General features: G+C 65.0%; 26 protein-coding genes, 1 pseudogene and 1 riboswitch. Of the genes and pseudogenes, 8 read left to right on the top strand and 19 right to left on the bottom strand.

Annotation, left to right across the window (positions count from 1 at the left end):
* Positions 1–17: 17 nt before the first annotated feature.
* The 4 genes from ACQ4N9_RS15190 to ACQ4N9_RS15205 all read right to left on the bottom strand — a co-directional run bounded on the left by ACQ4N9_RS15190 (position 18) and on the right by ACQ4N9_RS15205 (position 4,333).
* Positions 18–806, bottom strand: coding sequence for an ABC transporter ATP-binding protein (locus tag ACQ4N9_RS15190; protein ID WP_390969866.1), 789 nt, complete (start codon positions 804–806; stop codon positions 18–20).
* On the bottom strand, positions 803–1,819 hold the full coding sequence (locus ACQ4N9_RS15195) for a FecCD family ABC transporter permease (protein ID WP_390969868.1): 1,017 nt from the start codon (positions 1,817–1,819) through the stop codon (positions 803–805). The genes ACQ4N9_RS15190 and ACQ4N9_RS15195 overlap by 4 nt, the downstream gene beginning before the upstream one ends.
* Complete coding sequence (locus ACQ4N9_RS15200) at positions 1,816–2,829, bottom strand: ABC transporter substrate-binding protein (RefSeq protein WP_390969870.1); 1,014 nt, start codon at positions 2,827–2,829, stop codon at positions 1,816–1,818. Before ACQ4N9_RS15200 ends, ACQ4N9_RS15195 begins: the two co-directional genes overlap by 4 nt.
* A gap of 113 nt (positions 2,830–2,942) precedes the next feature.
* Positions 2,943–3,140: riboswitch (cobalamin riboswitch) on the bottom strand.
* Positions 3,141–3,166: 26 nt separating this feature from the next.
* Positions 3,167–4,333, bottom strand: coding sequence for a DUF1624 domain-containing protein (locus ACQ4N9_RS15205; protein ID WP_390969872.1), 1,167 nt, complete (start codon positions 4,331–4,333; stop codon positions 3,167–3,169).
* Positions 4,334–4,555: 222 nt separating this feature from the next.
* Here ACQ4N9_RS15205 and ACQ4N9_RS15210 point away from each other — a divergent pair, with 222 nt between their 5' ends.
* Positions 4,556–5,008: a hypothetical protein gene (locus ACQ4N9_RS15210; RefSeq protein ID WP_390969874.1), complete on the top strand. Its 453-nt coding sequence runs from the start codon at positions 4,556–4,558 to the stop codon at positions 5,006–5,008.
* A 341-nt stretch (positions 5,009–5,349) separates the two neighbouring features.
* On the opposite strand, the gene ACQ4N9_RS15215 is transcribed toward ACQ4N9_RS15210, so the two are convergent.
* The 6 genes from ACQ4N9_RS15215 to ACQ4N9_RS15240 form a co-directional block, all read right to left on the bottom strand.
* The gene (locus ACQ4N9_RS15215) at positions 5,350–6,126 is read right to left on the bottom strand and encodes a ParA family protein (RefSeq protein ID WP_390969876.1); all 777 of its coding nucleotides are present in this window, start codon (positions 6,124–6,126) and stop codon (positions 5,350–5,352) included.
* Positions 6,127–6,252: 126 nt separating this feature from the next.
* Complete coding sequence (locus ACQ4N9_RS15220) at positions 6,253–6,732, bottom strand: hypothetical protein (protein ID WP_347151042.1); 480 nt, start codon at positions 6,730–6,732, stop codon at positions 6,253–6,255.
* 84 nt (positions 6,733–6,816) lie between these two features.
* The gene (locus ACQ4N9_RS15225) at positions 6,817–7,401 is read right to left on the bottom strand and encodes a LysE family translocator (protein ID WP_390969878.1); all 585 of its coding nucleotides are present in this window, start codon (positions 7,399–7,401) and stop codon (positions 6,817–6,819) included.
* Positions 7,402–7,450: 49 nt separating this feature from the next.
* On the bottom strand, positions 7,451–8,281 hold the full coding sequence (locus ACQ4N9_RS15230; protein ID WP_390969880.1) for an AraC family transcriptional regulator: 831 nt from the start codon (positions 8,279–8,281) through the stop codon (positions 7,451–7,453).
* A 75-nt stretch (positions 8,282–8,356) separates the two neighbouring features.
* Entirely contained in the window at positions 8,357–8,971 is a 615-nt protein-coding gene (locus ACQ4N9_RS15235) for a LysE family translocator (RefSeq protein ID WP_390969882.1), read from the bottom strand.
* 34 nt (positions 8,972–9,005) lie between these two features.
* Positions 9,006–9,926 carry a LysR family transcriptional regulator gene (locus ACQ4N9_RS15240; protein WP_390969884.1) on the bottom strand — a complete coding sequence of 307 codons (921 nt, stop codon included), beginning with the start codon at positions 9,924–9,926 and terminating at the stop codon, positions 9,006–9,008.
* A gap of 103 nt (positions 9,927–10,029) precedes the next feature.
* Here ACQ4N9_RS15240 and nfsB point away from each other — a divergent pair, with 103 nt between their 5' ends.
* Both nfsB and ACQ4N9_RS15250 read left to right on the top strand, forming a co-directional pair.
* Entirely contained in the window at positions 10,030–10,683 is a 654-nt protein-coding gene (gene nfsB, locus ACQ4N9_RS15245) for an oxygen-insensitive NAD(P)H nitroreductase (RefSeq protein WP_390969886.1), read from the top strand.
* A 438-nt stretch (positions 10,684–11,121) separates the two neighbouring features.
* On the top strand, positions 11,122–11,517 hold the full coding sequence (locus tag ACQ4N9_RS15250) for a DUF1801 domain-containing protein (protein ID WP_390969888.1): 396 nt from the start codon (positions 11,122–11,124) through the stop codon (positions 11,515–11,517).
* 4 nt (positions 11,518–11,521) lie between these two features.
* Here ACQ4N9_RS15250 and ACQ4N9_RS15255 read toward each other — a convergent pair whose 3' ends face one another.
* From ACQ4N9_RS15255 to ACQ4N9_RS15275, 5 genes are all read right to left on the bottom strand, one after another.
* Positions 11,522–11,758 carry a hypothetical protein gene (locus ACQ4N9_RS15255; RefSeq protein ID WP_390969890.1) on the bottom strand — a complete coding sequence of 79 codons (237 nt, stop codon included), beginning with the start codon at positions 11,756–11,758 and terminating at the stop codon, positions 11,522–11,524.
* A 3-nt stretch (positions 11,759–11,761) separates the two neighbouring features.
* Complete coding sequence (locus ACQ4N9_RS15260; protein ID WP_390969891.1) at positions 11,762–12,916, bottom strand: cysteine desulfurase family protein; 1,155 nt, start codon at positions 12,914–12,916, stop codon at positions 11,762–11,764.
* A 173-nt stretch (positions 12,917–13,089) separates the two neighbouring features.
* Positions 13,090–13,569: a DUF2269 family protein gene (locus tag ACQ4N9_RS15265; protein WP_125858924.1), complete on the bottom strand. Its 480-nt coding sequence runs from the start codon at positions 13,567–13,569 to the stop codon at positions 13,090–13,092.
* 1 nt (position 13,570) lies between these two features.
* Entirely contained in the window at positions 13,571–14,698 is a 1,128-nt protein-coding gene (locus ACQ4N9_RS15270; protein ID WP_390969893.1) for a saccharopine dehydrogenase family protein, read from the bottom strand.
* A 105-nt stretch (positions 14,699–14,803) separates the two neighbouring features.
* A complete protein-coding gene (locus ACQ4N9_RS15275; protein WP_125464364.1) occupies positions 14,804–15,730 on the bottom strand; it encodes a LysR family transcriptional regulator in 927 nt (308 codons plus the stop codon).
* 138 nt (positions 15,731–15,868) lie between these two features.
* On the opposite strand from ACQ4N9_RS15275, the gene ACQ4N9_RS15280 reads away from it, so the two are divergent.
* Complete coding sequence (locus ACQ4N9_RS15280; protein ID WP_390969895.1) at positions 15,869–17,098, top strand: acyl-CoA dehydrogenase; 1,230 nt, start codon at positions 15,869–15,871, stop codon at positions 17,096–17,098.
* Positions 17,099–17,353: 255 nt separating this feature from the next.
* Here the strand turns inward: ACQ4N9_RS15280 and ACQ4N9_RS15285 are convergent, their stop codons facing one another.
* Positions 17,354–18,766, bottom strand: coding sequence for a purine-cytosine permease family protein (locus ACQ4N9_RS15285; RefSeq protein ID WP_390969897.1), 1,413 nt, complete (start codon positions 18,764–18,766; stop codon positions 17,354–17,356).
* 422 nt (positions 18,767–19,188) lie between these two features.
* On the bottom strand, positions 19,189–19,641 hold the full coding sequence (locus ACQ4N9_RS15290) for an Lrp/AsnC family transcriptional regulator (protein WP_110992853.1): 453 nt from the start codon (positions 19,639–19,641) through the stop codon (positions 19,189–19,191).
* Between the two features lie 113 nt (positions 19,642–19,754).
* Here ACQ4N9_RS15290 and ACQ4N9_RS15295 point away from each other — a divergent pair, with 113 nt between their 5' ends.
* Positions 19,755–20,369: a LysE family translocator gene (locus ACQ4N9_RS15295; RefSeq protein ID WP_258704478.1), complete on the top strand. Its 615-nt coding sequence runs from the start codon at positions 19,755–19,757 to the stop codon at positions 20,367–20,369.
* 93 nt (positions 20,370–20,462) lie between these two features.
* Here the strand turns inward: ACQ4N9_RS15295 and alr are convergent, their stop codons facing one another.
* Together alr and ctlX are read right to left on the bottom strand one after the other, a co-directional pair.
* On the bottom strand, positions 20,463–21,701 hold the full coding sequence (gene alr, locus ACQ4N9_RS15300) for an alanine racemase (protein ID WP_430933187.1): 1,239 nt from the start codon (positions 21,699–21,701) through the stop codon (positions 20,463–20,465).
* A gap of 166 nt (positions 21,702–21,867) precedes the next feature.
* Positions 21,868–22,806 carry a citrulline utilization hydrolase CtlX gene (ctlX, locus tag ACQ4N9_RS15305; protein WP_430933189.1) on the bottom strand — a complete coding sequence of 313 codons (939 nt, stop codon included), beginning with the start codon at positions 22,804–22,806 and terminating at the stop codon, positions 21,868–21,870.
* Positions 22,807–23,089: 283 nt separating this feature from the next.
* On the opposite strand from ctlX, the gene ACQ4N9_RS15310 reads away from it, so the two are divergent.
* The 3 genes and pseudogenes from ACQ4N9_RS15310 to ACQ4N9_RS15320 all read left to right on the top strand — a co-directional run.
* A complete protein-coding gene (locus ACQ4N9_RS15310) occupies positions 23,090–23,512 on the top strand; it encodes an Lrp/AsnC family transcriptional regulator (RefSeq protein ID WP_110992856.1) in 423 nt (140 codons plus the stop codon).
* Between the two features lie 326 nt (positions 23,513–23,838).
* Positions 23,839–25,251: an amino acid permease gene (locus ACQ4N9_RS15315; protein WP_322360505.1), complete on the top strand. Its 1,413-nt coding sequence runs from the start codon at positions 23,839–23,841 to the stop codon at positions 25,249–25,251.
* Between the two features lie 202 nt (positions 25,252–25,453).
* Positions 25,454–26,383, top strand: a pseudogene (locus tag ACQ4N9_RS15320) (cache domain-containing sensor histidine kinase); the annotation flags it as partial.
* Positions 26,384–26,408 lie beyond the last annotated feature (25 nt).

Consider the following 26,408-nt stretch of genomic DNA (forward strand, 5'->3'; position numbering starts at 1 on the left):
GGGCGGAACTTCCTGGTTCAGGGGGCGCGAAAACGCAGAATGCGTGCGCCGTCGAAGGGGTCGGTGAGGTAGTGGGCGTGTACGCCGAAGGTGCTCAGCAGGCGCTCTGGGGTGAGCACGGCTTCGGGCTTGCCGAGGGCGACCAAGCGGCCCTGGTCGAGCACGGCCAGGCGGTCGCAGGTGAGGGCCTGGTTGAGGTCGTGCAGGGCCACCAGGGTGGTCACCGGCAGCGCCTGGACCTGTTGCAGCAGGCTCAGCTGGTGCTGGATATCCAGGTGGTTGGTCGGCTCGTCGAGCAGCAGCAGTTGCGGGCGCTGGGCCAGGGCGCGGGCGATGTGCACGCGCTGGCGTTCGCCACCGGACAGCTCGCGCCAGATGCGCTGGCTGAGGTGGCTGGCGTGGACATCGGCCAGGGCCTGCTCGACGATGGCGCGGTCGGCCTTGCCGAAGGGCGCCAGTGCCGACAGCCAGGGTGTGCGGCCCAGTGCAACGGCTTCGAAGACACTGATGGCGTCCTGGGTGTCGGCTTGTTGCTCGACCAGTGCCAGCTGTTGGGCGATGCGCCGGCGTGGCAGTTTCGCCAAAGGTTCCCCGAGCAAGTGCACCTTGCCCGTGGTGGGCGTGCGCAGGCCAGCGAGCAGCTTGAGCAGGGTGGATTTGCCCGAGCCGTTGGGGCCGACGATGCCGAGGGTTTCACCGGGGCGCACGGCCAGGTCGATACCCTGCAGCACCTGGCGCTCACCCAGGCGCAGGCTCAAGCCTTGGCAGGCGAGCGGGGCGACTTGCAGCGCATTGATCACGGTCATGGGCGCCCCCGGCGGCTGACCAGAATCAGCGCAAACACCGGTGCGCCGATCAGCGCGGTGACCACGCCCACGGGGATCACCTGGCCGGCGATCAGGGTGCGCGAAAGGATGTCGGCGACGATCAGGAAAAGCGCACCGCCAAGGGCGCTGGCCGGCAGCAGGCGGCTGTGGCCGGGGCCGAGCAGCAGGCGCAGGGCGTGGGGGATGACCAGGCCGACGAAACCGATGGCGCCGACGATCGACACCATCACCGCGGTCACCAGCGCCGTGCAACTGATCAGCAGCAGCTGGGTGCGGCGTACCGGCACGCCCAGCGAGGCGGCGGAATCGACGCCGAAGGTGAAGGCGTCCAGGGCGCGGCGGTGCCACAGGCACACCGCAAGGCCAAGCACGGCCACCGGCAGTGCCAGCCACACCGACGGCCAGCGCACGCCGCTGAGGTTGCCCAGCAGCCAGAACAGGATGCCGCGCGCCTGCTCGGCGGTGGCCGACTTGGTGATCAGGAAGGCGGTCAGGGCGTTGAACAGTTGCGACCCGGCAATGCCTGCCAGGATCACCTGAGCATTGTTGTGGCTGCTGGCGCTGGCACGCGACAACAAAAGCACCAGGCCGAACGCCGCCAGCGCGCCGATGAAGGCGCCGCCGGACAGTGACAGCGCTGCGCCGCCGAGGCCAAGCAGGCCGACCGCCACGGCGCCGGTCGAGGCGCCTGCGGACAGGCCCAGCAAGTAGGGCTCGGCCAGCGGGTTGCGCAGCAGCGCCTGCAGCACCACGCCGCAGGTGGCCAGGCCCGCGCCGCAGGCGGCGGCGACCAGGGTGCGCGGCAGGCGGTAATTCCAGACGATGCCGGCGTCGATCGGGTCGAGGGCGTGGCCGGCCTGCCACAGCTGGTTGGCCAGCACCTGCCAGACCAGGTCGATGCTCAGGCGCGTTTCGCCGATGGCGATGCCGGCGAGCATGGCCAGCAGCAGGGCGGCCAGCGCGGCAATGGCGAGGGGCAGCAGGCGGCTCATGGTTGTGGCGCTTGGCCGCTGGCGAAGGCTGCGGACAACCGTTCAAGGCCGCGGAACAGGCGAATGCCGGCCTGCATGGCGTCGGCATCGAGAACGATAATGCGGCCGTTCTTCACGGCGTCCATGTTCTTGGTTACCGGGTCGCTGCGCAGGAATTCGAGCTTCTTCTGGAAGTCGTCGGCGGGGAAGCGGCGGCGGTCCATGCGGGCGATGATCAGCCAGGTGGGGTTGGCTTTGGCCAGGGTTTCCCAACCCACGGTGGGCCATTCTTCGCTGGACTCGACCACGTTGCGCACGCCCAGGGTCTGCAGCATGAAGTCGGCCACGCCCTGGCGGCCGGCGACGTAGGGGTCGATCTCAAGGTCGGCGCTGGAGAACCAGAACAGCGCGCTGGTGCCGGCAAGGTCCTTGCCGGCCAGTTGCTGTCTGGCATGCTCCAGCTGGCCCTTGAGTTGCGCGTTCAGCGCCGTGCCACGGTCCTGCACGTCGAAGATCTCGGCCAGCTGGCTGACGCTCTTGTAGATGGTCTCGACCTTGAACGGCTGCAGGCGGGTGCCGTCGGCGCCGACCAGGTTGTCCTTGCCTTCGCAGTCGGACGGCAGCAGGTAGGTGGGGATCTTCAGCTCGGCGAACTGCTCGCGGGTGCCGACCACGCCCTGGGCGCCGACCATCCACTCGAACTGTACGGCCACCAGCTGCGGGCGTTTGCCCACCACGGCTTCGAAGCTGGGGTCGTTGTCGGCCAGGCGTTCGACCTTGTCGTTCTGCGTCTTGAACTCGGGCAGCACGTTGTTGAACCACAGCGAGGTGCCGGCCAGTTTGTCGCCCAGGCCCAGCGCATAGAGCATCTCGGTGCCGGCCTGGCCGATGGTCACGGCGCGCTCGGGCGCCTGGGCGAAGGTTTGCGGCACGCCGCAGTTTTCGACGGTGAGCGGGTAGTGCGTGGCGGCGGCCTGGGCCAGGCCGGTCAGCGACATGGCGGCGAGCAGGGTGGCGATACGGGGCAGCATGGTCGGGCGATCTCCTGTCGAAGGGTGCACGGAATGAGCACGGACAGGCATCGCCAGGCTTCGGGCAGGGCGCCCGAGGCAACTAACGGATGGCCATCCCGGACACCCCGCCGGTTGGTGAACATGTGCCGGCAGGTCTCCTGACTGGTGCGTCCTGGCCCTGCGCCAGCCTTCCCGGACACACAGTCCAGTGGCATCGATGGCGCGGGCTCGGCACCTACAGTTGCGGGGGCAGTTCCCTTTGGCGCGCGGGTGGCGGCCTGGGGATTCCCTATTAATTCCGAGTGGAAACCGGCGGGCGGCATGGTAGACCATCACCCGCCGGGTGAAAACGCCTTTACAGGTATTTGAGCCAGGCGATGTCGCGCCGGCGTGCCTTCAGGCGGGCGAACCCACGCACCGGCAGGTACAGCGCCGCCGCCAGCAGCACGGCACTCAGCCACACAGCAGTGATGCCATCGAAGCCGAAATAGTCGCCGTGGTTGCGGCCCAGCAGCGCCACGCTGGCCAGGTACAGCAGCTTTAGCACGTACAGGTGCAGCAGGTAGAAGAACATCGGCGCGGCGCCGAACACCGCCAGCAGGCTGATCCAGCGGGCGGACCCTGCGCGCTCGAAGCCGCGCAGCAGCAACAGGCCGGTGCCCAGGGTCAGGGCGAGGAACAGCAGTGACGGCGGGTATTTGGTGATGTTGAAGAAGCTCATCAGGGTTTGCGTGACGCTCGGGTAGCTGCTCCATGGCGCTTCGCCGTAGCCGTTGAGCAGGCGCAGCACGACGAAACCGAGCAGTGCGGCGCTGCCGGCCAGCAGCAAGCGGTGCTGGCGCTCGGCGGCATTGCTGGTGCGGGCAAACCACGGGCCCAGGCCATAACCCAGGGCGATCACGCCAATCCACGGCAGCACCGGGTAGGAGGTGCGCAGGCGCAGGCTGTCGGTCGCTTGCAGCCAGCCACGGTCATGCAGGATCGCCCAAGGTACGTGCAGCGCCGACTCCGGGCCGAAATGCAGGCCATCGAGCAGGTTGTGCCCGGCCACGATCAGCGCACCCAGCGCCAGCAGTGCCGGGCGCGGCAGCCACACCAGCAGCGACAGGGCGATCATGCTGATACCGATGGCCCAGATCACCTGCAGGTAGATAACGCTCGGCGGCAGTTGGAAGGTCCAGGCGAAGTTGACCAGGGTGAACTCCAGCGCCACCAGGAACAGCCCGCGCTTGAACAGGAACGCCGAGACGTCGCTGCGGCCCTGGTACTTCTCGCCGTACAGCCAGGCCGACAGCCCGGTCAACAGCACGAACACCGGCGCGCACAGGTGGGCCAGGGTGCGGCTGGCGAACAGGCTGGGGTCGGTGGCGTCGATGCTCATCGGGTCGCTGACCTGGCGGTGCAGGAAGAAGGTTTCGCGCACGTGGTCGAGCAGCATGAACAGGATCACCAGGCCGCGCAGGGCATCGATGCTCTGCAGGCGCTGGGTGAGCAGGGTGGGGGAGGCGGTGGCGCTGGTCATCGGCAAGGGGTCGCAGGCAGGAATGAATGTCAAATGAAACGTTATCTTATAACTATTTGTCTTGTGCTGAACAGAGGCTCGGGTGGGTAAATCTGCATGCCCGCCAGCAGCGAGTGCCATCTAATGGCGATTGGCCTGCTCGGGCCACTTGTGCTTTGGCGAGCATTGGCGGATACAGGCAGGCCGCGTGACGATGAATGTTATTTGCCGACAAGGACTGCCATGAAACCCACCCATCTGCTGCTGGCCTCATTGCTGCTGGCGTTGCCGTGCGCCTCGGCCCTGGCCGACAGCTGCCGCAAGAACATCCAGGGCGGCGAGGATTGCCGCTATAGCGACGGCACTACCTCAACCAGTCGCGCCAATATCATGGGCGGCTTCGATACCACCTACAGCGACGGGCGCCGGTCCAGCAGCCGCTCGAATATTCAGGGTGGGCTGGATACCACCTACAGCGACGGCAGTTCTTCCAGCAGCCGCTCGAACATCCAGGGTGGGCAGGACACGCGCTACAGCGATGGCCGCTCTTCCAGCAGCCGGGCGAATATCCAGGGTGGGCAGGATACGCGCTACAGCGACGGTAGCTCTTCCAGTAGTCGGTCGAATATCCAGGGTGGGCAGGACACGCGTTACAGCGGTGGTAGCGGTGAGCGTGATCAGGGGCGGCGGTGGTAAAGGCTGCAGTGTGTTCGGCTGGACATCTTCAGCGCCTATCAGATCGAGCGCCGCCCGCGCGGCGCATCGCTGGCAAGCCAGCTCCCACATTTGTTTCGGGCCAATGATGCCTGTTAGGGTACCGCTGCCCGCCTTGGTGCATGTCTGAAGTCAGGCGCAGGGCCATCAGCGCCCACTTCGAAATCGAGTCGGGCCCACAAGGCGTACAGCGATGAAATCACAGGAGTGACTGGCCCGAAACAGATGTGGGAGCTGGCTTGCCAGCGATGCGCCGCGCGGGCGGCGCTCGATCTCAAGAGCGCTGCAAAGCTATCGCCTTGCACCTACCCGCCCACACCCCCTCACGCCGCCCGCTCCAGCACATCCAGCAACTCGACAAACTCCTGCGCCAGCCGGTGGCGCGGCGCCAGGTGCACCAAGGGCACCGCCGCTTCATGGGACTCGCGCATCTTGATCGAGTTGCTCAGGTACACCGGCAGCACCGGCAGCCCTTCGCCGCGCAACTGGTCGACCAGGGTCTGGTGCAGGGCGGTGCGCCCGGCGAACTGGTTGACCACCACACCTTCAACCTGCAACTCGGCATTGTGGTCCTGGCGCAGTTCGTCGACCTCGGCCATGACGTTGAGCAGCGCCTGGCGCGAGAAGCTGTCGCAGTCGTAGGGGATCAGCAGGCGCTCGGCGGCCACCAGGGCGCTGAAGGTGTAGAAGTTCAGCGCCGGTGGCGTGTCGATGTAGATCCGCTCGTAGTCCGCCGACAACTCCACCAGCAACTTGCGCAGCTTGTTGATCTTGAACTTGCTTTCCAGCTTGCCTTGCAGGTCGGCAAGGTCGGGGCTGGCGGTGATCAGGTGCAGGTTGGCGTAGCGGGTTTCGGTGATGGCCACGCGGTGCTTCTTGCCGGTGGCCGGCGCGGGGGCAAGGGTCTGGCGGAAGAAATCGGCGATGCCCGCCGGGATGTCGTGGTTGACCAGGCCGGTCAAGTAATAGGTGGCGTTGGCCTGGGGGTCGAGGTCCACCAGCAGGGTGCGATAACCTTCGGCGGCACTGGCGGCGGCCAGGTTACAGGCAATGCTGGACTTGCCTACACCGCCTTTCTGGTTGAACACGACACGACGCATGGCTGAATCATCCTTGAGGGAAAATGGCAGATCAGGGTCAATCCTATGACCGAAAGGTGACAGTTTTAAGACAAGGCTTGTTACATGTCCTGCCGGCGTCGTGCACCAGGGCGTAAAGCGCCACTGTCATGGAGCGGCTTGCTGCAACGCCTGGAGTTCATCCTCCACCTCTTGCATGCGCGCTTCGACCAAGGCCTGCACTTTCGGGTCCCTGGCGCTCTCGCGCATCAGCGCGGTCAGTTTTTCGCTCAGCCGCTTGCCTTCATCGGTCTCGCCCAGCGCCTTGGCCTTGGCCGGGTCGCGGGTGGCGGCGACGATGGTGTCGAATTCGCCATCGTCGAAGTTCTTTTCGCTGTAGAGCCGATACAGGTCCTGGCGCTGGTCCTCGACGGTCAGGTGCTTGCGCAGCACCGTCTTGATCTGCTCTTCGGGCAGCTTGGGGTGGGTCACGGCCAACAGCTGCGCCATGCGCCCGATGTTGTGCTCGTAGGCTTCCTGCAGGGGCAGGCTGGAGCGGATCTTTTCTTCGCGGCTGGGTGCCTGGTCGCAGGCGGCGAGGGCGGTGAGCAGCAGCAGGGGCAACAGCAGTCTTGGCAAGCGGGGCATGGGGCAGGGGCCTTGGGTACGGTCAGGCTGGCGAGTGTACTGCAAGCAGGCCCGCCGCCAGCAGGGGCCTGCATGAAATAGGCGTCAGACCAGCAGCGCCGACCAGGTCGACACCAGCAGCAACCCCGCCAGGCTCTGGTTGAACCGGCGCAATGCCCGGGGCGAATTCAGCCAGCGCGCGCTGCCAGCACCCAGCAGCGCCCAGGCGGTCATGCTCGGCAGGGCGATCAGCAGAAACACCAGGGTCAACCACCACAGCGGCAGGGCCGGGGTGGCGAACAGGCTGATCATCGCCAGCGCCATCAGCCAGACCTTGGGGTTGACCAGCTGCAGGGTGGCCGCCTGCCATGGGCCGAAACCTGCATTGCCACTGGCCTGCAGCGGCGCACCGGCGCTGCGCAGCATGCGCCAGGCCAGCCAGCTCAGCCACAGCGCGCCCGCCCAGCCGAGTAGCTGTTGCGCCAGCGGGTGATCAAGCAGCAGTTCGCCCAGGCCCAGGCCAACCAGCAGCACCACCGCAGCCGCCGCGCCACAGGCCGCCACGGTGGGCGCCAGGCTGGCGCGCACGCCGTGCTGGGCACCCTGGGCGAGGATCAGCAGGTTGGTCGGCCCCGGGCTGATGCTGGAGGCCAGGGCGAAGAGGACAAAGGGTAAAAGGCTGTGGGACATGATCGAGGCTCCGGTTGATCGTGGCCTCATGTTCGCAACCGCCCTGGCTTCAGTCTGGAAGGTTTGAGCAGCGTTTGCGGTAATCCGCTGGCGTGAGCCGGTAGGCGCGGCGGAACCAGCGGCCCAAGTGGCTCTGGTCGGCGAAACCGAGGGCCGTGGCGACCTCGGCCGGGTTCTGGCCACGGGCCAGCAGCTGCCGCGCCCGGGCCAGGCGCAGTTGGATCAGGTAGGCATGCGGGGCCAGGCCGTAGGCGGCCTTGAAGGCGCGGGTCAGGCGGAAGCGATCGACGCCGCAGACCCGCGCCAGGTCGTCCAGGCCGATGTCCTGGTCGAGGTGCGTATGCAAGTAGTCGCGGGCCACTTGCGCGGTCAGCGGCAGGCGCGGGTCAGGGTCGAGGCGCCGGCGCCACTGCAGGTGGCCGGTGAGGCAGGCCAGCAGGTCGTCGATGGCGGTCTGGCGGACGATGCGCAGGTCCTGCTGGTGCAAGGCGTTGAATGCGCGGCTGGTAGCGCCAGCCAGCCGCGTATCACAGTGCAGGGTGGCGGCGAAGCTGGGGAGGGCGTCGCTGGGTGCCTGCTCGAACAGCGTGCGCAGTTGGTTTTCCAGCCAGTGGCTGTCGAGGTACAGGGTGGAGTAGGTGAAGCCTTCGGCGGTGGGCGCCAGGCCGTCATGCAGGTCGCCGGGCTCGAGCAGGAACACCTGGCCGGGTGTGCTTTGGTGGCGCACCCGGCGGCAGTTGAACTGCTGCACGCCCTGTTCGGTGACGCCGACCAGGAAGCTGTCGTGCCAGTGCGGGTCGTAGGCATGGCCGGTGAAATGGGCGCGGACCGACTCGATGCCGGTGTCGGCGTCCTGTTTGAGTTCGATCCAGTGGCTCATGGCGAGGGCCGGTTGCGGTGGGTGCTCGACCATAACGCAGAACCGGCCCTGGGGTTTAGAACGATTGTGCAGCGCTTAACGCTGGGCGAATGCCAGGTTGATGCCCAGGCCGGCGAACGAGGCGGCAAAGCCCCGGCGCAGCCAGGCCTGCACCTTGGGCGAGTCGATCACCGCGCGGCGGAACAGGTGGGCGAGCAGGCCATAGAGCACGAACACGACGAAGGTCATCAGCATGAATACCGCGCTCAGGCCGAGCATCTGCACCACGGCGGAACCGGCGTGGGGGTCGATGAACTGCGGCAGGAAGGCGAGGAAGAACAGGGTCAGCTTGGGGTTGAGGATGTTCAGCAGGCAGGCCTTGAGCACCAGATGGGCGGCAGCGGCCGGCGGGGCCTTTTCATCCACGGCGAAGGCTGCGCGATCACGCCAGGTGGCGTAGGCCAGGTACAGCAGATACGCGACCCCGGCGAACTTCAGCCCCTGGAAGGCCAGGGCGCTGGCGTGCAGCAGCGCCGACAGGCCGAGCACCGAGGCCAGCAGGTGGGGCACGATCCCCAGGGTGCAGCCCAGGGCAGTCCACAAACAGGCGCGACGCCCGGCCACCAGGGCGCTGGAAACGGTGAGAATCACCCCGCTGCCAGGGATCAGCACGATGATCAGGGCGGTGAGCAGAAATTCCAGGCTCGGCATGGGTGACAGCTCCTTGCAGTCGGGGGAAGCGCCACTATACGCCGGGGCCGACAGGCTGCAATACACCCTCCGGGCGCAGCGTGGCGAAGCGTTCGCGCAGCCAGCCGTGCAGCTGCGCCACTGCGGGGGTGAGCTGCTTGCGGTGCGGGCATACCAGGGTGACCGGGGTCGGCTCGCCGGGGTGTTCGGGCAGCAGGATCTCCAGGGCGCCGGCGGCGATGTCGGCGCTGACGTCCAGCCACGACTTGTAGACGATGCCTTCGCCTTCCAGGGCCCAGCGCCGCACCACGTCGGCGTCGTCGCTGAACAGCGGCCCGCGCACCTGCACGGTGCGGTTGCCCAGGCGCCATTTGTCGTACACCCGGCTCTGTTGCGAGTACAAAAGGCAGTCGTGCTGTTGCAGTGCTTCGGGCGTTTGCGGCCGGCCGTGGCGGGCCAGGTAGTCGGGGGCGGCCACCACCACCCGGCGGTTCCACGGCGCCAGGGGCAGGGCGATGTAGTTGGCGTCTTCGTTGAGGCCGTAGCGGATGGCGACGTCCACCGGGTCGCGGTAGAAGTCGGCCATCTGGTCGGAGAGCAAAAAGCGCAGGCTCAAGCCCGGGTGCTCGCGGCGAAACGCACTGAGCCAGGGCCGTAGCAGGTTGCGCCCCAGGTCCGAGGGGGCGGCCACCTGCAGCACGCCACGCAGGCTGCTGTGGTTGCCGTGCAGGTCTTCGCGGCCCTGGCGCAGGGTGTCGAGCACGCGCTGGGCGGTGGGCAGGTACAGCTCGCCCTCGGCGGTGAGACGCAGGCTGCGGGTGGTGCGGGCGAACAGGCGCACATCGAGCTCGCGCTCCAGGCGCTTGATCGCCGCCGCCACCTGGCCGGGCAGCAAGTCGGCCTCGTGGGCGGCGGCGGTGAAGCTGCCCAGGGCGCTGGCACGGGCGAACAGTTCCAGGTCGGTGATGCGCAGCATTTTCACTCCAGGGATGAAAGTGTTGCTGCATTGTGCTGGTTTTTCTTTGCAGCCGGGAAGATAAGATGCGCCTCAATCCCGATCATCCAAGGAGTCACCGTAGATGGACACCGTTGCCCTGGCCAAGCGCCGCTACACCACCAAAGCCTACGATGCCAGCCGTCGAATCCCCCAGGCCACCATCGATGCGCTGCTCGAGCAATTGCGCCACAGCCCGTCCTCGGTCAACTCGCAGCCCTGGCACTTCATCGTTGCCGACACCGATGAAGGCAAGGCGCGCCTGGCCAAGAGCACCGAGGTGGGATTTGCCTACAACACGGCGAAGATCCTCAATGCCTCCCATGTGATCGTGTTCGCTACGCGCACCGACATGACCGAGGCGCACCTGCAGGCAGTGCTGGAGCAGGAAGGCAAGGACGGTCGTTTCCGCAGCGACGAGGTCAAGGCCGGGCAGGACCAGAGCCGCCGCTTCTACGTCAACCTGCACCGCCACGACAACAAGGACCTGCAGCACTGGATGGAGAAGCAGACCTACCTGGCCCTGGGCACCGCGCTGCTGGGCGCCGCCGCCTACGGGCTGGACGCCACGCCGATCGAAGGGTTCGACTTCAAGGTGATGGACGCCGAACTGGGGCTGCGTGAGCGCGGCTTTACCAGCGTGGTGGTGTTGAGCCTGGGGTACCACAGCGAGGAAGACTTCAATGCCGGGCTGGGCAAGTCGCGGTTGCCTGCTTCCGAGGTGTTCACTTTCCTCTGAAGTAGAGGCGCCGCCATGCGGCGCTTTCGCCGGCAAGCCGGCTCCCACGGGTTCAGCATCAGCCTTCAGGGCCGCGCGGTCATTGTGGGAGCCGGCTTGCCGGCGAATGGGCCGCATCGCGGCCCCAGTGGCGCCTATTCGATCCTCCTGTTCATTCCCCTCCATACCATAGATCAGCGCCTTGGCCAGGGCGCTGAAGGCGTCCGGGTCGCAGACGCCTGGACCTAATGCGATGACCCGGTGAAGCCATCCCTGAGGTTTTTCCCCGACAACGCAGTAACTTCCGGCAGGCGCGTGGGATCGTTCCTAGGCTGGCCGGGCTGAAGCAATTAGTTTCAAACTCGGAAATGTCTTACGGATGCGGGGCGTTCACTGGCAAGACGGTTCTGAAAAAGAGCGGCTGCGGGCCGAGAGAATTGCAGGGTATGGTAAATACTCATGCCCCCACTGTTGGAGGATCTTTCCTTGTCCAACCCCACCGCCTCGCAGCTGATCGATGCCCGTATCGCCGCCTTGACCGACTGGCGAGGTCCCCGTCTTGCGCAAGTGCGCGCCCTGATCCGCCGGGCCGATCCGATCGTGCGTGAGGAAGTGAAATGGCGTGGCACGCCCGTCTGGTTCCATGCCGGTGTCCTCTGTACCGGCGAATGCTACAAGGACAAGCTGAAGCTGACATTCCTCAAAGGCGCGGAACTTGCGGACCCGGCTGGTTTGTTCAATGCCAGCTTTGAAGGCGGCACGCGACGCGCCATCGATCTGTTCGAAGGCGACCGCCTCAATGAGCGGGCGTTCATGGCGCTGATTCGGGCAGCGGTGATCTTCAATCTGGGCTGAGTGTTCACAGGGTCTGGGCATGGCAAGGGTGTAGACGATCAGCGCCATGCTCAGGTACATCGCCGCGAACTGGCCGAAGATCGGCCACCCGACCCGAGGAACTGCGGCAGGACTGCGTCGCAGTATTGCGCGCCAGCAACTGACGCAGGCCAAGGTAGATCAGGTAGCTGGCATCGAGCAGCTTGAGCACCAGGAAGGCTGCGTGTGCCTGTTCGCCGGCTTGCCGGCGAACCGCGCTCACTGATTACCAGAGCGCCGCAGCGGCCGCGCCAATCACCCGCCCGAACACCGCGATCGCCTGGTCTACCTCGGCCTCGCTGGTGTAGCGGCCGATACTCAGGCGCACACTGTTGCGCGCCCGGCATTCATCCAGGCCGAGGGCCAGCAGCACATGGGAGGCCGCATTGCTCGCCGAGTTGCACGCCGAGGTTGTGGACAGCGCAAGTTCGTTGGCCAGCAGGCGGCTGTTGAAGCCGCTGGCGTCAATACACAGGTTGAGGGTATGGGGAATGCGTTGTACGGCGCAGCCATTGAGCGACACGCCCGGCAGCGCCAGCAGGCCGTCGCGCAGGCGCCGGGCCAGTTGCTCAAGGCGCTGGTGCTCGCTGTCCCCTGGCTGGCCGGCCAGGGCGAAGGCGCTGCCCATGCCGACGATCTGGTGGGTGGCCAGGGTACCGGAGCGCAGCCCGCGCTCATGGCCGCCGCCGTGCATCTGCGCACGCAGGCCGTTGCGGGCGCGGGGGCCGACATAAAGCGCGCCGATGCCCTTGGGGCCATACACCTTGTGCGCCGAGAACGACATCAAGTCGACCGCTTGGCTGGCCAGGTCGATCAGCACCTTGCCCACCGCCTGGGCCGCGTCCACATGCAGCAGGGCGCCGTGTGCGCGTACCCGCGCGCCGATGGCGGCGAAGTCGGTGAAGGTGCCCAGTTCGTTGTTCACCGCCATCAGCGACACCAGCCGGGTGTCCGCCCGCAGCGCTGCCTGCACGGCGTCGGGCTGGATCAGGCCCTGGGCGTCAGGTGCCAGGCGAGTTACCGCCCAACCCTGGCGTTCCAGCTCGGCCGCGGTGTCGAGCACGGCTTTGTGTTCCAGCTGGCTGGTGATCAGGTGCCCGGGCTGTAGGTAGCTTTGGGCGACACCCTTGAGGGCAAGGTTGTTGGATTCGGTGGCGCCGGAGGTCCACACCAGGTCCTCGGGCTGCGCGCCGACTCGCTCGGCCACCTGACGGCGGGCCTGCTCTACCACTTCGCGGGCGGCCTGGCCGAAGCTGTGGCCGCTGGAGGCGGGGTTGCCGAAGTTGGCGGCACGGCCCAGGCAACCGAGCATGGCCTCGATGACCCGGTCATCGACAGGGGTGGTGGCGGCGTAATCGAAATAGAGGGGGGCGTTGTGCATAGCGAGGGCTTGTCCGTGCGGGACGCCGTCAGTCGGCATCCATGTACGGCATGTTACGAGGCCTGATGGGCAAAGGTTTTTCCTATTGCTCGCCCGTCAGGTTGTTTCAGAATAATTTCTTCTATGATGCCCAAGGTTCGGAGAAATAAATTCTCCTCTTTCTGCCTATCAAGTCACAACCATTGCCACGGCGCCTGTTTTTTCACCATTACCAGCACCATCAGGAACATCCCGGCGAATCCGATCACACCCATCCACATCCAGTAACGGTAGAGCCGGTGGTAGCGCGGGCAAAGCGGGGAGTGCGCCTCGGCGGCCTGGGCGGCGAGGGCCTGCAGACGGGTTTGCAACAACAGCACCGGCAACCACAGCGCACCCACACCGAAGAAGATCGCCAGCGCGGCGCGCAGCCAATCCATCGACCAGTCCATACCTGCCATGCGCACCATGGCATAGCCGGTCAACAACTGCAGGACGCCGGCCGGGGTGGTGATCCAGGCGTCGAAGCGCACCACCATCCTGGCCACGGCGGCGATCACCCGCGCATCGCCCGTGCGGTGGGCGGCGATCAGGTACAGGTAGGAGCCCATGCCGAAACCGAACAGGAACACGGCGGCGATCACATGCAGGTATTTCAGCAGCAGGTAATCCATTTCAGCTGCGCCCCTGCTGGAAACTGACGCTATAGCGGATCTTGTCCGGCGCGTCGATGGCCGCCAGGTATTGCGCAACGCTGATCTCGCCCACGCAGGGGCGCGCACCTGCTGCTGGTTGATAGCCTTCGGTCAGCCTGGCCATCAGCGCGACTGCGGCGCAGCTGGGGATCTCGGGGCCTTTGTCATTGGTTGCGCTGACCTGGGCACGCAGGCGCAGGGGCTGGCCATTTTCGTCCAGGCCGCGCACGTCCAGGTACATCGCGCTCTTGCCATCGCCCCAGCGCTCGAAGCGCAGGCCCAGGCGGTGCAGGCGCCGCGCCCAGGGCAATGGGTCGCGTACCAGCCCGTACTTCACCAGCAGCGCCAGTGCCGCGTTGGCCAGGCCGCCGGCCATCAGCCCGGCACCGGCCTTGAACGCCAGGGTGCGCGCACCGTAACGGCTGGCGAAGATGTCCATGTCCGGCACGTCGACATTGCTCAGCAAGCGCCAGCCCAGGCCTGGCAGGTGGCGCAGTTGCAGGCCGAGCCAGCCGTCGACTTCACAGGGCTGGCCAGCGCGCCACTGGCGGATCGGCCGCCCGGCATAGGCGAGCACGCCTTCGATGGTGGACAAGCCGGGCATCTTGGCTGAGGAGGAAATGCCGTGCTCGATCGACTCGATGTGGCTGAAGCGCTGGCGTTGTTCGTCGAGGATTGCCGACGACAGGCTGGGTACCGAGCTGCAGCCACTGAGCAGCGCCACACCCGCCTGGCGGGCGCGGGCGTCGAGCTGGGCGATGCCGTTGACGAACAGCCGGCAGTCGGCCAGATCGCAATAGCTGGCGCCGGCCTCGATGCAGGCCTCGGCGACGCGGTAGGGCTGGCCCTGGAATGGCCCGCCGGTGTGGATCACCCAGTCGATGCCCAGTTCGCGCAGGGCCTCGGCGAAACCGGGGGCCATGGCATCACCGCACCAGCTGCCGTGCAGCGATGCGCCAGAGCTGCTGAGCTGTGCGCCGAGCTGGGCGAGCTGCCGAGCGTTGCGTCCGGCGATGACCAGTTGCACGCCCGGCATCTGGTTCAAGTGGCGGCTGATGATGCGCCCGAAGTTGCCGTAGGCGCCGATCACCAGGGTCCTGATAGCCATGCTGCGTTCCTTGTGCCGTGAATCTGGAATGCCCGGGGCAGGGCGGCGCAAGGTTTACCGAAAGGTCGGGGCATTGCAAGCGCGGCGGGGCCGGTGCCGCAGTGCTCAGGCGTTTTCCAGGGCCTTCTGTTCCTGGCTGGCGACCCGCTCGCACAGTTCGATGATCTGCTCGCGCATCCAGCGATTGGCCGGGTCCTGGTCGGTGCTCTCGTGCCAGTACAGGTGGGTTTCCAGGGCCGGCACTTCCACCGGCAGCGGCTGGTGGCGCAACTGGTGACGGCGGGCGAAGCGCTCGGGCACGGTCATGACCATGTCGGTCTGCTGCAGCACCTGCGAAGCCATCAGGTAGTGTTGCGAACGCAGTGCCACGCGGCGCTGCACGCCCATCTTGCCCAGGGCCAGGTCAACGTAGCCCAGGCCGTTGCGGCGGCTGGAAATATGGATGTGGGTCATGCCCAGGTAACTGTCGAGGGTCAGCGCGCTGTCAGCCAGCGGGTGGCCTGGGCGCATGGCGCAGACGTAGCGGTCCTGCATCAGCTTGACGTGGCGTACCTGCGGGTCGGTGTTAAGCGGTGCGTCCACGGCGAAGTCCAGGCGCCCGGCGGCCAGCTCCTTGGTGGTTTCGCGGCGCTTGCACGGGAAGCTCTCGATCACCAGCGCCGGGGCCAGGCGGCGCAGGCGCTGGAACAGCGGCGGCAAGATCACCGCCTCGGTGAGGTCGGTCATGCTTATGCGGAAGGTCTTGCTGGCCTGCAGCGGGTTGAAGATGCGGCTCTCTTGCACCGAAGTGCGCAGCAGCGACAGGGCGTTGCGCACCGGGCCGATGATGTTCTGCGCCATGGGCGTGGGCACCATGCCCTGGGCGGTGCGCACGAACAGCGGGTCGTTGAAGGTCTCGCGCAGGCGCGACAGGGCGTTGGACACCGCCGGCTGGGTGATGCCGACAATCTGCCCGGCGCGGGTCAGGTTGGCTTCGGTGTAGATGGCGTCGAAGACGATGAACAGGTTGAGGTCGACCTTGCTGAGGTTCATGGCGCCGCTCTTCATTGGAATTATCAGCCGATCATATATCGGTTATGAATGTTAATACACAGTGAAAATAGACTAGGTGGATGAAGGGTGGCTGTTCTAGGCTGCGTCCATGTTCTTCATTGACTGAAGGTAGCCCCGATGGATTTCGCCTATTCGCCCAAGGTCCAGGCACTGCGCGAGCGTGTCAGCGCATTCATGGACGCCTATGTGTACCCGGCCGAGCCGGTGTTCGAGCGCCAGGTTGCCGAAGGCGACCGCTGGCAGCCCACCGCGATCATGGAGGAACTCAAGGCCAAGGCCCGCGCCGAGGGCCTGTGGAACCTGTTCCTGCCCGAGTCGCAATACGGCGCGGGGCTGACCAACCTCGAATACGCGCCGCTGGCCGAGATCATGGGCCGCTCGCTGCTGGGGCCGGAGCCGTTCAACTGCTCGGCGCCGGACACCGGCAACATGGAAGTGCTGGTGCGCTACGCCAGCGAGGCGCAGAAGCGCCAGTGGCTGGAGCCGCTGCTGCGCGGCGAGATCCGCTCGGCGTTTGCCATGACCGAGCCGGACGTAGCCTCGTCGGATGCCACCAACATGGCTGCCACGGCCGTGCGCGACGGTGACGAATGGGTGATCAACGGCCGCAAGTGGTGGACTTCCGGCGCCTGCGATCCGCGCTGCAAGGTGATGATCTTCATGGGCCTGTCCAACCCCGACGGCCCGCGCCATCAGCAGCACTCGATGATCCTGGTGCCCACGGACGCGCCGGGGGTGAAGATCGTCCGCCCGCTGCCGGTGTTCGGCTACGACGACGCGCCCCACGGCCACGCCGAGGTGCTGTTCGAGAATGTGCGCGTGCCCTATGACAACGTGCTGCTCGGCGAGGGCCGTGGCTTCGAGATCGCCCAGGGCCGCCTTGGCCCAGGCCGTATCCACCACTGCATGCGCTCGATCGGCATGGCTGAGCGCGCCTTGGAGCTGATGTGCAAACGCTCGGTCGAGCGCACTGCCTTTGGCAAGCCACTGGCGCGGCTGGGCGGCAACATCGACAAGATCGCCGACTCGCGGATGGAGATCGACATGGCCCGGCTGCTGACGCTCAAGGCCGCGTACATGATGGACACCGTGGGCAACAAGGTGGCGCGCAGCGAGATCGCGCAGATCAAGGTGGTGGCGCCGAACGTGGCGTTGAAGGTGATCGACCGGGCCATCCAGATGCATGGTGGGGCAGGTGTGAGCGGTGATTTCCCGTTGGCCTACATGTATGCGATGCAGCGCACCCTGCGCCTGGCCGATGGGCCGGATGAGGTGCACCGGGCGGCGATCGGCAAGTATGAGGTTGGCAAGTACGTGCCCAAGGAGATGTTGCGTAGCGGGCATTGAGCCCGTACTGGCAGACCCCGGGGCCGCTGCGCGGCCCTTCGCGGGTAAACCCGCTCCCACAGGTGTTGCGCGACCACTGTAGGAGCGGCCTTGTGCCGCGAAAGGGCTGCGCAGCAGCCCCGGCAATCTATGTGGTAACGCTGAGGCCGCTTTGCGGCCCTTTCCGGCCGGTCCGGCGCCCCGGCAAGGCCGCTCCTACAAAGACAGTTGCTCCCTCATGTGTGGGAGCGGGCTTGCCCCGCGATTGCCATTGCCTCAGACAGCAGCCGCCATCTTCGCACTCACCTGGCGACGACGATAAGCGCTGTCGCGGCTGGCCAGCCACCAGTACAGCGGCGTGGTCACCGCCAGGCCCACCAGCCAGGACAGGTCGGCGCCGTTGATGTAGGCGGACACCTGGCCGACATACAGCGGGGTGTTCATGAACGGGATCTGCACCACGATGCCGATGGCATAGGCCAGCAATGCCTGCGGGTTGTAGCGGCCGTAGATGCCACCATCGACCTTGAAGATCGACTGGATGTCGTAGTCGCCTTTATGGATGACATAGAAGTCGATCAGGTTGATCGCGGTCCACGGCACCAGCACTACCAGCAACACCAGCACCATATCGACGAAGTGGCCGATGAAGTCCGCCGAGGCGAACACCGCCACCACGCAGCAGGCGGCCAGCACCAGCAGCGACAGCACGGCGCGGCTCTTGGCGGTGGGGATCCAGCGGTGGGCGAAGGTCTGCACCAGGGTGATGATCGACAGCACCGCGCCATACAGGTTGAGGGCGTTGTGGCTGATCACGCTGAGCAGGAACAACACCAGCATCACCGGGCCGAGGGTACCGGTGGCGAGCTTGACGGCGTCCATGGTGTCCATGCCCGCAGGGATCGCCAGCACCGCGACGGCGCCGAAGATGAACGACAGGCTCGAGCCCAGCGCCGAACCCAGGTAGGTGGTCCAGAAGGTCGACGACACTTTCACGTCGGCCGGTAGGTAGCGCGAGTAGTCCGACACGTAGGGGGCGAAGGCGATCTGCCACAGCGCCGCCAGCGACACGGTGGCCAGCCAGCCGGCCAGGTTGAAGCTGCCGCGGGTGAGGAAGTCGTCGCTCTGCACATGGCTGAAGATGTAGCCGAAGCCCACCACTATGCCGATGCCCAGCACCCAGGTGCCGATGCGGTTGAGCACGTGGATGAAGCGGTAGCCGATGATGCCGATGATGCCCGAGCCCAGCGCGCCGACGACGATGCCCACCGGTACCGGCACGCTGTCGACCACGCCGTGCAGCGACTTGCCGGCCAGGACGATGTTGGAGGCAAAGAAGCCGATGTACATCACCCCGGCGATCACCACCACTAGCAGCGCGCCGAGCGAGCCGAACTGGGCACGGCTCTGGATCATCTGCGGGATGCCCATCTGCGGGCCCTGGGCCGAATGCAGCGCCATCAGCACGCCGCCAAGCAGGTGGCCGACCAGGATGGCGACGATGCCCCAAACCAGGTTGAGGTGGAACAGCTGCACGCCCAAGGCGCCGGTGACGATCGGCAGCGGGGCGATGTTGCCGCCGAACCACAGTGTGAACAGATCCCTTACCTTTCCATGGCGGTCTTGCGGCGGCACGTAGCCGATCGTGTGTTTCTCGATGAGGGGTGCCGAATTGGCTGCACTGGTCATGAATGACTCCAAGGCAAGGAGGGCGCAACCGAAGTTGCCGGGCGCGTGCCGACAAGGGGCGACGCGTTCTTGTTGGAGCGATGATGGCGGCGGGGCAGGCAAGGGGAAATTAGTAAATTTGTGCTCATGAACCTTAAAAAAGCTAAGGCTGGCAAAAGGTTAAGCGGGGGACGGTAGCAAGGTGGGTGCCAAGTGGCGGGAGGCAGTGGGAGGCGGCGCGATAGGGTTGGTTACTGAGGCCGGCATGGCTGTTGTTGGTGCGGCATGCACTTGAATCGAGCATGAGTTTTGAGTGGCCATGCCGGCCTCTTCGCGGGTAAACCCGCTCCCACAGTGATGGCGGTGTACCTGTGGGAGCGGCGGTTCGCCGCTGCGATTTACCCGCGAAGAGGTCGGCACAGGCAAGCGAGAAGCCGAAATGCCTACATCGGCAACAACCGATCCTGGATCACCTCTTTCATCACCAGCGTCGAGCTCAAGCGCTTCACATTGGGAATGCTGGTCAGCTGCTCGTCATACAGCTTCTGGAACGCCGGCAGGTCCTTGGCCACCACATGCAGCAGGTAATCCGGGTCGCCAAACAGCCGCTGCGCCTCGACGATCTGCGGTATCTGCGAAACCGCCGCTTCGAAGTCCGCCACCGGCTGGCGGGTAACCTCGCGCAGGGTGACGAACACCAGCGCGGCGAAGTTCAGGCCCAGGGCGCTGGGGGCCAGGCGGGCGTGGTAGCCGAGGATGGCGCCGGACTCTTCCAGCGCCTTGAGCCGGCGGTGGCAGGGCGACAGGCTCAAGCCCACGCGTTCGGCCAGTTCGGTGACCGACAGGCGCCCGTCTTTTTGCAGTTCGGCAAGGATTTTTCGATCGGTTCGGTCCATGAGGGAAGAATCTTCCAGATTGATGGCTGGGATGGGGAATATACGAAAGAAAATCCCCGGGCGATATCCGTAATCTTGCTTCCAACGAAACCCCTGTGGAAGGAAGATTCAGAGTGGCCATGAGTGTATTAGCGGCGTTCTGGGCCGTGTCCTTGCTGTTCGTGATCACCCCCGGTGCCGACTGGGCCTATGCCATTTCCGCCGGGATGCGTGGGCGCTGGGTGATGCCGGCGGTGGCGGGGATGCTCTCGGGGCATTTTCTGGTGACGCTGATCGTCGCGGCCGGGGTCGGCAGCCTTATCGCCGGGCACCCGCTGGCGCTGACCCTGCTGACCCTGGCGGGCTGCGTTTACCTGCTGTGGCTGGGCGGCAACCTGCTGCTGCGCCCGGCAGTGCCCGAGGCCGGGGAGGGTGGCGTGACGGACTCCGGGTCGCGCTGGGCGTTCAAGGGTTTCTGCGTGAGCGGCCTCAACCCCAAGGTGTTCCTGCTGTTCCTGGCGCTGTTGCCGCAGTTCACCGACCCGCAGGCGAGCTGGCCGGTGTGGTTGCAGATCCTGCTGCTGGGGCTGGTGCACCTGGCCAGTTCGCTGGTGGTGTACCTGATGGTGGGGTATGGCGCCAAGGCGGTGCTGCGTACTCGGCCGGCGGCGGCGCAGGTGGTCGGGCGGGTGTCGGGGATGGTGATGATCGTGATCGCGCTGGGGTTGATTGCGGGGCAGGTGCGCTGAGCGCAGGGCGGTAGCCAGCGCTTGCCAGTCGAGCGCCGCCCGCGCGGCGTTCGATCTGGCAGGCACTGCAGCATCAGGCGATGTAGCGCGCCATCACTTGGCTTTCAACACCTTCGGGTTCGAATTGCCCCAAACCGTGTAGAGGTCGGCCAGCAACGCCCCGTTGATGGTTTCAAGTTCTGCCTGGGTGATCTCGTCAGCCCCTTGCTTGCCGTACAGCACAACCTCATCGCCCGCCTTGACCCCCGGGATGTCGGTGACGTCGACCATCAGGGTATTCATGGTGACCTTGCCAATCACCGGCGCGCGCTTGCCATTGATCAGCACCGAGGCCTTGTTGGAGAAAGCCCGACGATAGCCGTCCGAGTAGCCTGCGGGAATGTTGGCCACCCGCGAGTCACGGCTCAGGGTGTAGGTGTGGTCGTAGCTGATGCCACTGCCGGCCGGGTAGCTGTTGACCGCTGCCACCTGCGACTTGAACTGCATGACACGCTCGAACTCCTCGTGCCCGCCCACCGGGTAGCCGTACAGCGCAGCGCCCGGGCGCACCATGTCCAACCAGCCTTCAGGCACCTCCAGGGTGGTGAAGGTGTTGGCGCAGTGCAGCAGCAGTTTGCTGCGTTCGAGCTTGGCCTGCCGGATCAGCAGCGCCGACTGCTCCTTGAATCGGGCAAGGCCCTTGAGCACATCCTCACGTTCCTCCACTGGGAAGTGGGTCATGATGCCGACCACGTCCAGATGCCCGAGGGTAGCCATGGCAACGGCGTCCTTGAGCCCTTGGGGCATGCCCATTTCCACGCCGTTGCGGCCCATGCCGGCGGAGTTGAGTGCCAGGTGCACCTTCAGCCGCTGGCCGCTGCGCTTGGCCAGGGCATCCAGTTGCTGCGCCACTTCCAGGTTGCCGACCAACTCGTCCATGGCATAGGGCAGCGCATCCTGCACCTCGCCCAGGCTGGCGATGCGCAGCCGCATGAGCCGCCCCTTGAAGCCTTTTTCGCGGACTACGCGTGCCTCTTCGTTGCTGGTAACGCCAATGCAGCTGACGCCCATGCGCATGGCCGCTGGCACCAGTAGCGCAATGCCGTTGCCATAGGCGTCGGCCTTCATGACCGCGCAGACCTGGCTTTTGCCGGCGACGAGCTTCTGGATACGCGCGATGTTGTGCTCGAAGGCAAGCGGGTCGATTTCCAGCCATGCGTTGCTGTGTGCCAGGGTCGCAGCAGTGGGTGCGTCGCTGCGGCCGGTGTCGAGCAAGGGGGCGGCGTGGGCGAAACTTGCACCGCTGGCGAGCAGCAGGGCGATGGCGATGCGGCTAAGGGCGTGTCGGGTCATGTCGGGGTTTCCGTTCTTGTTGGTAGGGCGGGCTGGCGGCGCTCTTGGCACCGCAACCCGCCCTCGGAAGTGTCCCGGATAGGCCGCAATGAAACCTGTCGTGATGGGGCTGGGCGGCGACCGATCGAGTCGTTGCAGACGCAGTCACGACAGCTCGCGCTGGGCCCTATTGGCGAGGCGAAAGATGAATGCCCGCGATCATGCAGCGCACCGAGCCACCCGCCATTTCGATCGTCGGCACGTCCAGTGGTACCAGCCGCGCCGAGCGCTCTATGCGTTGCCGCTGCTCGGCCGTGAGGCTGTTGAGTGCTCGGCGTGACAGCGCAAGAAGCCGCCCATCCCGCCCGGACAGCTCGATGGCGTTGCCCGCGAACTCGTTGATCTGTTGGTTGGTCAGGTCAATCACGTCTCGGCCGGATTCGATCAAGCGCATGCGTACCTCTTCGGCCCGCGCCTTGTTGGTGAAGGTGTCGAACCCCACCAGGGCGAACTCGGTCGCCACGCACATCAGCACGTTGGTGTGGTAGATCGGCGAGCCTTTTTCATCCGCCGTATCGAACACCATCGGCTCGAAATTGAAGTGGGTGCTGAACCGCTCGAGGGCTATCGGGTCGGCGCGGTTCGAGCGCGCGGTGTAGGCGACCCTGGACAAGTGGTCGAACACCATCGCACCCGTACCCTCCAGGAACAGCTCGTCTTGCTCCAGGCCCGAGTAGTCGATCACGTCCTGCACCCGGTACTCGTGCTTGAGCATCTCGATGACATCGGCCCGGCGCTCGCTGCGACGGTTCTTCGAGTACATCGAGTAGATGGCGACATGGCCACCCGGGTGGGTGGAGAACCAGTTGTTGGGGAACACCGAGTCAGGGGTGTCGTGCTCGCCCAGGTCATCGAACAGGTGAACCCGCACACCCTCGGCCATGAGCCGCTGCGCCGCCTGGGTGACTTCGTCACGCGCCACTTCGGCGAGGGTTGCCGTGGCGATGTCAGGGTTGGCGCTCTGGAAGGCGTTGTCTGCTGCGGTTTCCGGGTTGGGGGTAAAGGCATGTGGCCGGACCATGACCACTGCCGCAGGTGCCTGAATCGAACGTATTGGAAATGCCATCTTGTTATTACCGGGGTTGAGTGCGTGCAGCAAGATCGGCTGCGCGTCGGGTTCGTTTTAATGGAAATGCACCCAAGGCACGAATCAAGTCCGAGCGTGTCGGGGGTGTCAATTAAACAGTGCACTTGGCAAGCGCGTTTTAATCGCCGGGTGTGCAATATCAACTGCCGGAAAATTGTGATGAAAGAAGGCGTCAATATGAAGCATGCAGGTTGCCAGTTTTGAAAGACTTCTACACAATCTGCGCCCCTCGAATGACAATCTGAACAGCCTGGTATTCAACATGGATAATATTGATCGGGCGCTGGTCGCGCTGCTGAGGGACAATGCGCGCACGCCAGTCCTGACGCTCGCGAAAAAACTGGGGGTCGCCAGGGCAACGGTGCAGAACAGGATCACCAAGCTGGAAGAACAGGGCGTGATTCTGGGTTACACCATCCGCCTGCGGTCGGATGCTCCCGAGCAAGGGGTAAGGGCAATCACCAGCATCGCCATCAGTGGCCACCATGCTGCCGAGGTCAAGCGTGCGCTGCGGGGGCACCCCAATGTGGTCGCCATCCACACCACCAACGGCCGCTGGGACCTGATGGCGGAACTGCGTGCCGACACGCTGGAAGGCTTTGACCGGGTGTTGAACTCCATTCGCTCGATCCCCCATATCGAGAACACTGAAACCAGCATTTTGCTGTCCACGTTCAAAATGTGATCACCCGGCCTGCAGGTTCCGGCCGTGCCACTGTGCACTCTGTCAGCCGAGGCTGGCACTCTGTATGAAGCGGGGTGCGGTGTGCGCAGTTTGTTATGTTCCGCTTGGCCAGGTCGACTGGCAGAATAAGTCGGATCAATAGTTACGAGTTTCAAAAAGCTAGCCAGTCCGGTGAAACAGTTCACTGGATTTTTATTGTCGTTTGTGTGGTTTTCCATCCCTGTCTTGCAACTTTCAAGTGCTCAAGAGAACTGTACGTGCGTGCCAGTTTTACACGGGTGTGGTTAAAGACCAGGTTTTACCTAAAAAAGAATAAGAGGTTAATGATGCAACACACCTGTGACGCGCCTGACGCGACAGCAGAAGATGGCCGTGTGCTCAAGCGGCGGCTGGAGAATCGCCACATCCAACTCATCTCGATCAGTGGCGCCATAGGCACCGGCCTGTTCATGGGCTCAGGCAAGATCATCGCGCTGTCGGGCACCTCGATCATCCTGGTGTACGCGATCATCGGCTTCTTCGTTTTCTGCATCATGCGGGCGATGGGCGAGATGCTCCTCGCCAACCTCGAAATGGGCTCGTTCGCCGACCTCGTGCACCACTATCTGGGGCCACGCGCCGGGTACATTCTCAGCTGGTCCTACTGGCTCAGCTGGGTGGTGGCGGCCGTGGGTGATGTGGTTGTGGTGGCGGGCTTCATGCAGTACTGGTACCCCGATCTGCCCACCTGGCTGCCGGCCTTTGCCACGATGTTCCTGCTGTTGGGCCTCAACATGCTCGCGGTCAAGGCGTTCGGCGAGGTCGAGTTCTGGTTCGGGCTGATCAAGGTCGTTGCCATCGTGCTGTTGGTGATCACCGGGCTGGTAATGGTTGCCACTGCCTACACATCGCCAGCGGGGGTGACGGCGTCCTTCAGCCACCTGGTCGCCCCGGGCGTGGTCATGCCCCACGGCATCCTGGGCTTCCTGGCGGGCTTTCAGATCGCGATTTTTTCGTTCGTCGGCACTGAACTGGTCGGCACTGCCGCCGCCGAGGCAAAGAACCCGGAGAAAACCCTGCCCAAGGCCATCAACACCATCCCGGTGCGTATCCTGCTTTTCTATGTCGCGGCGCTGGCGTGCATCATCAGTGTGGTGTCATGGGCCAACGTTCCCGCCAATCGCAGCCCGTTCGTCGAGCTGTTCCTGCTGGGCGGGCTTCCGGCCGCTGCCGGCATCATCAATTTTGTTGTGCTCACCTCGGCGGCGTCATCGGCCAACAGTGGCGTGTATTCGGGGTCGCGGATGCTCTACGGCCTGTCCCATCAGCGCCAGGCACCCTTGGCATTCGGGCGCTTGTCGGGCACGGGCACGCCCGTCCGTGCGCTGATGTTCTCGGGTGTGTGCATGGCCCTGGCCTTGACGCTGCTGTTCGTGATCCCGGAAGTCATGACGGTGTTCACCCTGGTGTCGACCATTTCGGCAGTGATGATCATCGTCACCTGGTCACTGATCCTGATGGCTTACTTTGCCTACCGCCGGCAGAACCCGCAGGCCCACCAGCGATCCACCTTCAAGCTCCCGGGCGGCAAGGCCTGCGCAGCGCTGTCGCAGGTCTTTTTGTTGTTCGTCCTGTGTTTGCTGGCCCTGGAGCCTGATACCCGCACTGCGCTTTACGTCATGCCGTTCTGGTACGCCGGCTTGCTGCTGGCCTACCAGCGTCGCGAAAAAACCAATGCTCGCCAGATGGCGACCCACTAACGACGGCCATTGCCGGGTGAACGTTGCGCGGGTTCAAGGGGGATGAATGAACATTAAGCACAAGCTGATGTGGTCCTTTGCCGGGATCGCAGTGATACCGATAAGCCTGGTTGCCATGCTGGTTGTCCTCAACCTGCGTGGTGAGGCGCGAGAGAATTTCGTCGACAACAGCACGCGGGAAATTCGCCAGGTAGGCAATGCGATGAGCCTGTTCTTCCAGGGCATCGAGCAGAACGTCAACTACCTGGCCGCGCAACCTTTGGTCACGGCCACGGGCAGTGAGGTCAACAAGTACCTGGGCGCCAGCACCGGCAATGAGCTTGGCGCCCGGGACCAGCAGATTTTCCAGTTCATGACCCATCTGGCGGACGCCCACCCCAGCTATGCCTACGTTTCCTATGGGCTGGCAGACGGTGGTTACGTGGGGTGGCCCGCCGTGAAGGACTTCGCCGACTACGATCCGCGCCAGCGCCCCTGGTATCAGCTGGCAATCGCCAACCCCGGCAAGACCTTGCGCACGGCGCCCTATTACTGGGCCGCCGATGACACCGTGCAGGTCAGCATCGTGCGCGCCGTCGCCAACCCGCTGGGCAACCCGGGCGGCGTGGTCAGCATCGACGTGTCGCTCAAAGGGCTGACCGAGATCCTCAAGCAGATCAAACTGGGCGACAGTGGCTACGTGATGCTGGTGGAGAACAACGGCAACGTGATGGTCGACCCCCGTGATGCCCGCCACAACTTCAAACAGCTTGCCAGTTTCGGCGATGGCTACGCCGACCTGGCCAAGGCCGGCAAAGGCCTGCGCGAGGTCGAGATCAATGGCGAGCGCTTCATGGCCAACATCTATCCTGACGAGCAGTTGGGCTGGACCTTCATCGGCCTGACCCGCCACGACGAAGTGATGCGCAGCACCTCGCGCCTGAGCTGGCTGATTGGCGCTATCGCGCTGCTGCTGGCTGCGGTATTCGCGGTTGTCGGTACCGCGTTCGCCAACCTGATCGTGCGCCCGATCAACAATGTCAGCCAAGGCCTGGAGGACATCGCCCAGGGCGAGGGCGACCTGACCCGCAACCTGGACATCCGTGGCCGTGACGAAACGGCGCAGTTGGCCAACTGGTTCAACCAGTTCCTCGGTGCCATCCGCAGCCTGATCCAGC

The sequence above is a fragment of the Pseudomonas sp. ES1 genome (assembly GCF_050586605.1).
GTDB lineage: Bacteria > Pseudomonadota > Gammaproteobacteria > Pseudomonadales > Pseudomonadaceae > Aquipseudomonas > Aquipseudomonas sichuanensis.

What these genes read in the sequence shown, in the direction of transcription:
- ACQ4N9_RS15190 (WP_390969866.1), bottom strand. Translation starts at nt 806, where the DNA reads ATGACCGTGATCAATGCGCTGCAAGTCGCCCCGCTCGCCTGCCAAGGC.
- ACQ4N9_RS15195 (WP_390969868.1), bottom strand. Translation starts at nt 1,819, where the DNA reads ATGAGCCGCCTGCTGCCCCTCGCCATTGCCGCGCTGGCCGCCCTGCTG.
- ACQ4N9_RS15200 (WP_390969870.1), bottom strand. Translation starts at nt 2,829, where the DNA reads ATGCTGCCCCGTATCGCCACCCTGCTCGCCGCCATGTCGCTGACCGGC.
- ACQ4N9_RS15205 (WP_390969872.1), bottom strand. Translation starts at nt 4,333, where the DNA reads ATGACCAGCGCCACCGCCTCCCCCACCCTGCTCACCCAGCGCCTGCAG.
- ACQ4N9_RS15210 (WP_390969874.1), top strand. Translation starts at nt 4,556, where the DNA reads ATGAAACCCACCCATCTGCTGCTGGCCTCATTGCTGCTGGCGTTGCCG.
- ACQ4N9_RS15215 (WP_390969876.1), bottom strand. Translation starts at nt 6,126, where the DNA reads ATGCGTCGTGTCGTGTTCAACCAGAAAGGCGGTGTAGGCAAGTCCAGC.
- ACQ4N9_RS15220 (WP_347151042.1), bottom strand. Translation starts at nt 6,732, where the DNA reads ATGCCCCGCTTGCCAAGACTGCTGTTGCCCCTGCTGCTGCTCACCGCC.
- ACQ4N9_RS15225 (WP_390969878.1), bottom strand. Translation starts at nt 7,401, where the DNA reads ATGTCCCACAGCCTTTTACCCTTTGTCCTCTTCGCCCTGGCCTCCAGC.
- ACQ4N9_RS15230 (WP_390969880.1), bottom strand. Translation starts at nt 8,281, where the DNA reads ATGAGCCACTGGATCGAACTCAAACAGGACGCCGACACCGGCATCGAG.
- ACQ4N9_RS15235 (WP_390969882.1), bottom strand. Translation starts at nt 8,971, where the DNA reads ATGCCGAGCCTGGAATTTCTGCTCACCGCCCTGATCATCGTGCTGATC.
- ACQ4N9_RS15240 (WP_390969884.1), bottom strand. Translation starts at nt 9,926, where the DNA reads ATGCTGCGCATCACCGACCTGGAACTGTTCGCCCGTGCCAGCGCCCTG.
- nfsB (WP_390969886.1), top strand. Translation starts at nt 10,030, where the DNA reads ATGGACACCGTTGCCCTGGCCAAGCGCCGCTACACCACCAAAGCCTAC.
- ACQ4N9_RS15250 (WP_390969888.1), top strand. Translation starts at nt 11,122, where the DNA reads ATGCCCCCACTGTTGGAGGATCTTTCCTTGTCCAACCCCACCGCCTCG.
- ACQ4N9_RS15260 (WP_390969891.1), bottom strand. Translation starts at nt 12,916, where the DNA reads ATGCACAACGCCCCCCTCTATTTCGATTACGCCGCCACCACCCCTGTC.
- ACQ4N9_RS15265 (WP_125858924.1), bottom strand. Translation starts at nt 13,569, where the DNA reads ATGGATTACCTGCTGCTGAAATACCTGCATGTGATCGCCGCCGTGTTC.
- ACQ4N9_RS15270 (WP_390969893.1), bottom strand. Translation starts at nt 14,698, where the DNA reads ATGGCTATCAGGACCCTGGTGATCGGCGCCTACGGCAACTTCGGGCGC.
- ACQ4N9_RS15275 (WP_125464364.1), bottom strand. Translation starts at nt 15,730, where the DNA reads ATGAACCTCAGCAAGGTCGACCTCAACCTGTTCATCGTCTTCGACGCC.
- ACQ4N9_RS15280 (WP_390969895.1), top strand. Translation starts at nt 15,869, where the DNA reads ATGGATTTCGCCTATTCGCCCAAGGTCCAGGCACTGCGCGAGCGTGTC.
- ACQ4N9_RS15285 (WP_390969897.1), bottom strand. Translation starts at nt 18,766, where the DNA reads ATGACCAGTGCAGCCAATTCGGCACCCCTCATCGAGAAACACACGATC.
- ACQ4N9_RS15290 (WP_110992853.1), bottom strand. Translation starts at nt 19,641, where the DNA reads ATGGACCGAACCGATCGAAAAATCCTTGCCGAACTGCAAAAAGACGGG.
- alr (WP_430933187.1), bottom strand. Translation starts at nt 21,701, where the DNA reads ATGACCCGACACGCCCTTAGCCGCATCGCCATCGCCCTGCTGCTCGCC.
- ctlX (WP_430933189.1), bottom strand. Translation starts at nt 22,806, where the DNA reads ATGGCATTTCCAATACGTTCGATTCAGGCACCTGCGGCAGTGGTCATG.
- ACQ4N9_RS15310 (WP_110992856.1), top strand. Translation starts at nt 23,090, where the DNA reads ATGGATAATATTGATCGGGCGCTGGTCGCGCTGCTGAGGGACAATGCG.
- ACQ4N9_RS15315 (WP_322360505.1), top strand. Translation starts at nt 23,839, where the DNA reads ATGCAACACACCTGTGACGCGCCTGACGCGACAGCAGAAGATGGCCGT.